Source organism: Marinagarivorans sp. (assembly GCF_982758155.1).
In genome coordinates, this window is sequence record NZ_CEXWTU010000214.1 from 1 (window position 1) to 8409 (window position 8409).

Sequence of the window (8409 nt, forward strand, 5' to 3'; positions counted from 1 at the left end):
GTAAGGGGCGAGGCAATAATAGTTTGTCCAATTAGACGAGGGCTCCTGCTTTCTCTGCAAGGCGCTCGAAGGGGCGCATGCCGAGGCATGTAACGCTTTGAGCAACGCTGTTGAGGAGGCCGGAGGCAAGTATTATTGGATAAAGTATTTTTTTCCTCGGCCCTAAGGGGCGGGCACTGAATAAGTTGCTGGAATTTGGGCTTGTGGGTGCTTGCTTGGCGAGGCGAAAATATGGCGTAAGGGACGAGGTAATAATAGTTTATCCAATTAGGCGAAGAGATTGGCTTTCTTATCGAGGCGCTTAAAGGGGCGCATGCCGGGGCATGTAACGCTTTGAGCAACGAAGGTAAGGATGTCGATATCAAGCATTAGTGGATGAAATATTGTTTCCTTGTCCCTAATAGCTGGCTATTGCAAATATTTTTAACGAAGGCAAGCGTGCACCCAGGAAGTCAAAAATGGGAAGTTATTTAGTGCCCGCCCCTAAATTAACCGAAAAGCCAGCATCCATTTGCTGGCTTTTTTATAGGAGATCGTTTTTTGGCGACGAAGCATTGGGTGTTTGTCAGTGAGTTGGGTGATAATTTTGGCCATGTTGTATCGCTATTGCAGGTTGCTAAATTGGCGGCTGAGCGCGGTGCCAGTATTTCATTTATTGTGCCCTCGCTATTACAGTTCCATACGATGTCTACTATTGATTACGATTTTAATCTGTATCAAGGCCCTATAAATGTATTTCAAAAAGTTAAGTCAAACGCCCCACCGCAAACCTATGCCGAGAGTTTATTGTTGCACGGTTACTCTCAGCCCAAAGCGTTAGCCGTTGCGATTAAAGTATGGCGCTCGATTTTTTCAAGTTTACAGCCCGATATTGTCCTTTTTGATTATGCGCCCACAGCGTTGCTAGCGGCCCGCGAATACACGTTTAAAAAGATTATGTTGGGTAGTGGCTATTGCGTGCCGCCAGTACACTGCGCGAAGCTTCCTTTGTTGGGGCGCCAGCCAAGTTTGGCTCGAATGGAGACGTCTGAGCATCATGTATTTGCAGCGGTTAATGCGGCATTAAACGATAATAAGATGATGCCATTGAGCCAATTGGATGACCTTGGCCGTTGTGATGCGCGTTTTATTAAAACAATCCCAGCGTTAGACTGTTATCGCGACCAGCGAACGGTAGAAACCTATAGCGGTTTATGTTCGATGAGCGGTAAGGGGAATCCGGCTGTATGGCCTAAAGCTACAGGTAAGATAAAAGTTTTTGCTTATCTCTCGACGCAATTCCCGTTTACCCCCGTATTGATACAGTGGCTGCAATCACATTTTATGGGTCATATTTTTGTCACAGGAAAAAATACCCAGCAATGCACGGCGCTATCAACCGATACGCTTAGCGTAACCGCTAAACCTTACAATATGGATACGGTAATGGCGGGGTGTGATTTTGTTATTTGCCATGCGGGTAGCGGCACGGTTTCGTCATCGTTATTGGCCGCAAAGCCTTTGGTTTGTATTCCATTGCAAGGCGAGCAGCAGCTAACCGCCGAACGAATTGAAGGTATGGGGCTTGGTGTTTTTATTCGCCCCGCTAAAGCTTGGGAGCAGCTGTTACCCGCGATAAAAACCGCGACTGTACAGCTGCCAGTATTACAGCGCAACGCGATAACATTTTTGCAGTCGTATTACGATGAATACGGTACCGAAGACCCTACGCTCGCGCTATTGCAGCGCTGTGAAAATTTATTAAGCCGGTAAGGGATTGTTCGTTTCTATTTTAATGAACGACGGCTATTCGTTATTGTATAAGGGCAAGAATTTTCTCGCGGCTATAGCCTTTTATGACTTGGCCTTTTATCAGTAAAACCGGAATCCCACGGCCACCAAGGGCTTTGTATTGGCTGTTACCTTCTTCTGATTTCTCGATGTCATATTCATAATAATCGACGTTATTTTCCTCCAGTAGCTCGCGCGCTTTAGCGCAATACCCACACCATGAAGTGGCATAAAGAATAACCCTGCCATCGTGATCTTTTGAAAAGTCGGGTGGCGGATTTATGAACTGCTTAATGTCTCCCCAGTATTGGAAAATGGCGCCAGCAGCGACAATCAGTAAAATTTTTCGAAACATCAGTGAATCTCCGTGGTTTTTTGCACGACTAAATAGAAGAGTGCGAGCCGTTTTGAATACCGTTATCAACAAGTAAGGCGGGCTATAATGTACGGGATTGTAGCATTGGGTGGATATTGTTTGAGATGTGACTTGGATTGCTCGCTTTGTGGTTAATTGCGACTTATCGTCATAGTTTCACAAATGGTTACATTTTTATGATTGCTTTAGGGGCGAGGTAATAATAGTTTGTCCAATTAGACGAGGGCGCCTGTTTTCTCAACAAGGCGCTCGAAGGGGCGCATGCCGGGGCATGTAACGCTTTGAGCAACGCTGTTGAGGAAGCAGGAGGCAAGTATTATTGGATAAAGTATTTTTTCCTCGGCCCTTAGTCCGCGCTAATCGTCCACTATCTGTAGTTTCCTCCATGGAATGGACGGGTTGGTATCCGAAGGACGGGTTAGCGCATTGTTCATAACATTAAAGAGGCTATCAAGTGATTCGACGAAAACAACATGTATTCGGGCTAAATTTACGCCGTCAAATCATGCGAGCCTGCGTCGTGCTCGGCGCCTTAATGTTAACCGCCTGCATTGCTAAGCCCGTTGATCCAGAGCCTGAATTGGAGCCCAGCTTGGTTTTCAATGAGGTTATATCGAATAATGAGGGCGTTTACATTGATGAAAACGGTGAATTAGATGATTGGGTTGAGTTGGCCAACGCGACCGATGTGCCCTTAAACCTGAATCAATTCTCAATAGCTGATGGTTCTTCTGATGCAATAACGTTGCCCGATATTGTGCTGCAACCGCAAGAAGTTATTGTGCTCTGGGCCGACGACTCGCCTGAAGACGGGGAGCGGCACTTACCTTTTAAAATTAGTAGTGGCGGTGAAACACTCAAGCTATTTAATCAAGAAAATACTCTGGTCGACGAGGTTGTAGTGCCAGAGCTAGATGATAATCAAGCTTACGCCCGTTTTCCGTCTATAACGGGTAGTTTTAGTCTGTGTCGTTATACCAGCCCTCAAAAAAATAATGGCAATAACTGCCAGGCCATATCTTCGCCCACGGTGGATGATGATATTCAGTTTGAACATTTTGACGCCTCCCTTTGGCCATCTTCTGTCGTGCCTGTGGGTTTGGCCATTAATGAATTAGCACTTAAACCCACCCGTTTTGTTGAGGTGAAAAATTTCGGTAATACCGCAATTAACCTGAATGATTACCAGCTTGCGATTGGCGCAATGGCTGCCGACTCATTGTTGCCGCGTTTGAGTGGCAATACAGGAATCGACTTACCGAATCAGATGTTAGCCCCCGGTGAGGTGGCGAGTATTGGGTTAACGGCAAGTGCTGTGGAAGCTCTAGTATTACAGCCCTTTTTTGAGGGTGCAGCGGTACTCTATCGGATTGATAGCGAGAATAGTCACGTTCGAGTCGATTCGGTGTCGTTTATGCATTGGCCTGAACAGGCTGTTTTAGCGCGTAAAACAGCTGCGCCTTTTAATTTTCATTTCTGCACCGGGGCATCAGAAAATACCGATAATCAATGTAATGCATTATTGTCACGTGAGTTGGGTAATCGTTCGCGCGGCCTTTACACACCTGGTGATTTTGATACCTTAGAAAAAGGCATGGGCAAAGCCAATATTGCATCGGTGAAGTTTGTAATGGATTTACAGCACGATAGTCTCGTGCATTATTTAAGTTCTGCGCGTTGGCCGCTGCATTATACTTTTGTGCGCGAAGTGATTAATAAACAGCCGGAACTGAATCGGTGTGATGCACTGGAATCGCAAGAATTTAATCGTGGGTGGGGGCTCTTTTCACGGGATAATTATTATAATCTTCTAACGCGGGTCTACCACTTAGGGACTTTATCGCATCACGCAAATGCCAATATTCATGCGGTAGAATTTACCTTTGGCGATGTGATTACTTCGCCGCAATTACTCGATGCTTTTTTTACCGTGACTGCCTCCACAGCAGAGCCCACGCAATGGGCGTTTCGGCCTCAAGACGCTAGCCAAATCGAGCGTGCGCGAAGTATTGAGGGCGAGTTACCCATTGTTGGCCCCAATGCGCCTTTTCAAAATTTAGAGCTGCAAGCCTTGGCTGTCGGTGTGGCTTACGGCACCTTAGTCTTTGTAGAAACTGGCGAGCTTGAGTCTGCATTACTGGGATCAAGAACGATTGTAATTACCAACGACGTACCTAACGATATTGATTTTGTGGGCGGGTTAATTACGGAAGCATTTCAAACACCGTTGGCGCATGTCAATATTTTAAGCCAAGGCCGTGGTACACCCAATTTGGCGCTACCGAATGCACGCTTAAATCCCGAAGTGATGAGCCTGCTCAATAAATTGGTGCGCTTTGAGGTTTCAGCCAGCGGTTATTCCTTGCAGGCTGCAACGCCAGAAGACGCTGAAGCTTTTTGGGCAATGCACAACCCCAATACTGAAGTGCTAATTCCGCGCTTAGATAGAGCGACAACTCAATTGATTGATTTAGCGTCTAGCGGTATAGATGCTTTGCCGACAATTGGCGCTAAGGCGGCACAGTTGGCAGAGCTATTCCATATCGCGCCTTTTGTTTCCAGTTGTAATGAGGCCGCTAGTTTTGCGGTGCCCGAAAACGCTTTTGCCATTCCCATGCACCACTACCTTGAGCACTATTCTAACAGTGGTGCGCAGGCTTATTTAATGGCGGAAATGTCTGAAGCGTTATTTGCAACCGATATTTCTTACCGGCGAACAGTGCTAGAAACCGCACAGCAGATGATTTTACAGCAGCCTGTAAATGCAACTTTACTGGCTGAGGTCGAGGCCTTGGTGCAGCTGCGTTTCGGTACTGACCGCGTTCGTTTTCGCAGCAGTAGTAATACCGAAGATTTATCCAATTTTAATGGCGCTGGGCTTTACACCTCACAGAGTGCAGAAATTGGTGATGACAAAAGAAAAGTCGAAGATGCTATTCGAACAGTGTGGGCAAGTTTGTGGAACGCACGGGCGTATGAAGAACGCAGTTATGCTCAGGTGGATCAAACCAAAGTTGCAATGGGCGTGCTCGTGCATCAAGCTTTTCGCAACGAGCGCGCAAACGGTGTAGCAATTGCGCGCAATATTTTTAACCCGACCCGCTCCGATCAATATTATTTTAATTCGCAGGCTGGCGAAGCCAGTGTTACTAACCCCGCGCCTGGGGTAATTACGGAGCAGTTGGTTTATCAGTTCCCGCCGCGTACGCCTACGCTTACCTATCACAGCAACAGTAGTATTCTTGAGGGCGCGGTAACTACACCCGCTGAAGTACGCGCACTAGCGTGTGCCATGAGTGCGATACAAGAACACTTTGAAGGGCTATTAAACACCGAAGCTGAAGATCCTTGGTTTACGATGGAGTCTGAGTTTAAATTCCTAGGCCCCGAGCGACAGCTGCTTATTAAACAGGCCCGGCCTTACCCTCTCGGTAACGTGAATATTGCAAATGATTGCCGAGGGATTTGAGGAGGCAGGTACTGAGCGAATATTATTGCTCCGCCCCTTACTGCAGCCGTGCCATTTCCTGTAGTTTTGTATAGCGCGGGAACTGTGGATCGCTAGGGCTTAGTTGGCTGCGAATGTTAATGAGCATATCTTGTACAACTTTATCGATATCGCCGGCGTCGCCACGGTTGTGCTTTCCGATGTAAGCTTGGCAAATATTAAGTTGAATGCCTAAGTGCCGAGGAAATAAAACTTGTGCTCGCTGGAAGCAATGAATAGCTTCGTCGAACTTCTTTTCGCTATAAAGTTGAATGCCCTTTTTGTTGGTTTCGGCTAGAATTCTTCGGTTCTTTTTACTCGCAGGTTCATTCAATATTTCATCTAATTTTTGTAATGCTTTTTGATCGTCAGCGTATAAATCTTTTAAATCATCCGCCAGCTCTTCTGCGCGGGTATTTTCTTTGAGTGTGCGTATCGCTTTTACCCGTGCAATATCGGTAACAACACTGCCTTGCTCTAGTTCGCAGTAGAGCGCTTCGGCTTTGTGAATGGATTGCTCGCCCAGCGCGCCTTGGTTTGATAGAAATTGTAAGCGGCCCTGTAAAAACTGCATGCGTAGCAAATCTTCGTTAGAAACATCAAAGTAGTTCGTGGCCGCTTTTAGAATTCTTAAGGCTTCTTCGGGTAGCTTATCCTTTTCTTCCTGAAGTGCTGGTGACATATCAGCCGTATTCATACCCAAGCGATAGGCATCTTGCCAGTCGCCGTAACAGCTGTGGTAGCCCAGGCGCACACATTCGCGCAGCGCTTCTAGTGCAGTAGGGATGTCACCATTTTGCTCGGCAATATTGGCCAAGTTTTTTTGTCGAAGGATCGACGCGGGCGATGCACGTACGGCAGCAGCAATGGATTTTTGTAGATTGATGAAATCGTCTTGCAGGTGATAATTTTTCGCCAAACCGTCAAAGGCGGCAAGGCAAAAAGGATTGTCGCGGCTGATGGCGGTAAAAATAGCGTTTGCATCATCAAGTTGCCCACGTGCTTGGGCAACAAAAGCCAGCCCAAGGCGAGCCCACTCTAGCGGTTTGTCGGCAATAACCTTTTGGTATAGCCGTTCTGCATCCTCTATTTGATTCGCTTGAAGAAACACCTCGCCGAGCAATTTGCTGGCATAGCTGGCGTTGCGCAGTGGCGGTTCTGCAAGCAACTCTAAGTATTGAATGGCTTGATGGGTATCGTTGTGGTCAAGCGCTTTAAATACCGGTGAAAACTGTTTGTTGAGGGTGAGCAGGCGGCTGATTCGCCGTTTGAGTACAACGGCATTAATCGGCTTTGTGAGGTAATCATCCGCCGAGCATTCGCTAGAGGCCAAAACAGCTTGCCGGGAAGTGTCGGCCGTTACCATCATAAATAGCGTGGTGCGATTGATGATGGTGTTGTGGCGGAGTGCTTCTAGCAGTTGCTGCCCCGTTTGGCCTTTGCCTAAGTCGTAATCGCACAAAATCACATCGTAGTGGCGGCTTCTACAGGCTTCCATGGCCTGCTGGCCGTTTTGCACAGCTTCAACCTTGGTAACGCCAAATGCGTTGAGCATACCGCTTACCGCTGAGCGGAAAAAGCTGGAGTCTTCGACGATTAAAAAGCGTAAATTTTCGCCTACAAACGCACCCACTGAGCCACCTTGGTTTTAAATGTCCCTTATAGTTTGGCTGATTTTGGCGTGTTTTGTAGCTGCCACCGGCGTTTATTTCAAAGTTGTAGGACAGCCGGTTGTGTTTGCGGGGCCAATGTATCGAGCGCTTGCGCTGGGTCAAAAATTGATCGAATGAGGGGAATAATCTGTCGAAAAGGGCGCCAGTATGGGGTTGGTTTGTTACAATGCACGCCCTTTTTGTAGGGGTAATCCATTGGGTTACCGTTTAAGGGACGAGGAAACAATATTTCATCCATTAATACTTGATCTCGACATCCTTACCTTCGTTGCTCAAAGCGTTACATGCCCCGGCATGCGCCCCTTTAAGCGCCTCGATAAGAAAGCCGATCTCTTCGTCTAATTGGACAAACTATTATTGCCTCGCCCCTAAATGCGTTGGACTTACGTTCCAATTAGCCGAATAAGCGTGCTGAAGAGCCGTGAAATAGAGAGATAAGATATGAGTGCGATTGTTGTTGCTGCGATGTATAAGTTTGTGAGCTTGCCCGATTTTGAGGCCCTGCAAGAGCCACTACTTAATGTTTGTTTGGCCCAGAATATTAAAGGTACGCTGTTGCTCGCGCACGAGGGCATTAATGGCACGGTATCGGGTACGCGAGAGGCGATTGATAGCCTGCTGGCATACTTGCGCAAAGATGCCCGTTTTGCCGATATCGAGCACAAAGAATCGTTTGAAGGCGACCTACCGTTCTACCGCATGAAGGTTAAGCTTAAAAAAGAAATCGTCACCATGGGGGTTGAGGATATCGACCCTAACGAAACCGTTGGGACGTACCTCAACCCAGAACAGTGGAACGAAATGATCAGCGACCCAGAGGTGGTGCTGGTCGATACGCGCAATTACTACGAATACAATATCGGAACTTTTAAGGGCGCTATTAACCCCGAAACGACCACGTTCCGCGAATTTCCCGATTATGTGGCTAAAAATCTTGATCCCGAAAAGCATAAAAAAGTTGCGATGTTTTGCACTGGCGGCATTCGCTGTGAAAAATCGACGGCGTATATGAAGCAACAAGGCTTTGATGAGGTTTACCACTTAAAAGTCGGTATTCTTAAGTATTTAGAGGAAATGCCGCAGGAGAAAACCCTGTGGGAAGG

5 protein-coding genes are annotated in these 8409 nt (G+C 47.1%); 3 read left to right on the plus strand and 2 right to left on the minus strand.

The window, feature by feature from the left end; translation table 11 throughout:
- Positions 1-540: 540 nt before the first annotated feature.
- Positions 541-1752: a glycosyltransferase gene (locus AC3A8L_RS17415; protein WP_487963549.1), complete on the plus strand. Its 1212-nt coding sequence runs from the start codon at positions 541-543 to the stop codon at positions 1750-1752.
- A 40-nt stretch (positions 1753-1792) separates the two neighbouring features.
- Here AC3A8L_RS17415 and AC3A8L_RS17420 read toward each other — a convergent pair whose 3' ends face one another.
- On the minus strand, positions 1793-2125 hold the full coding sequence (locus tag AC3A8L_RS17420; RefSeq protein ID WP_487963550.1) for a glutaredoxin family protein: 333 nt from the start codon (positions 2123-2125) through the stop codon (positions 1793-1795).
- 556 nt (positions 2126-2681) lie between these two features.
- On the opposite strand from AC3A8L_RS17420, the gene AC3A8L_RS17425 reads away from it, so the two are divergent.
- Positions 2682-5615 carry a PEP/pyruvate-binding domain-containing protein gene (locus tag AC3A8L_RS17425; protein WP_487963551.1) on the plus strand — a complete coding sequence of 978 codons (2934 nt, stop codon included), beginning with the start codon at positions 2682-2684 and terminating at the stop codon, positions 5613-5615.
- 37 nt (positions 5616-5652) lie between these two features.
- Here the strand turns inward: AC3A8L_RS17425 and AC3A8L_RS17430 are convergent, their stop codons facing one another.
- A complete protein-coding gene (locus AC3A8L_RS17430; RefSeq protein WP_487963552.1) occupies positions 5653-7266 on the minus strand; it encodes a response regulator in 1614 nt (537 codons plus the stop codon).
- A gap of 481 nt (positions 7267-7747) precedes the next feature.
- On the opposite strand from AC3A8L_RS17430, the gene trhO reads away from it, so the two are divergent.
- A partial coding sequence (gene trhO, locus AC3A8L_RS17435; RefSeq protein ID WP_487963553.1) for an oxygen-dependent tRNA uridine(34) hydroxylase TrhO occupies positions 7748-8409 on the plus strand: 662 nt, incomplete at its 3' end.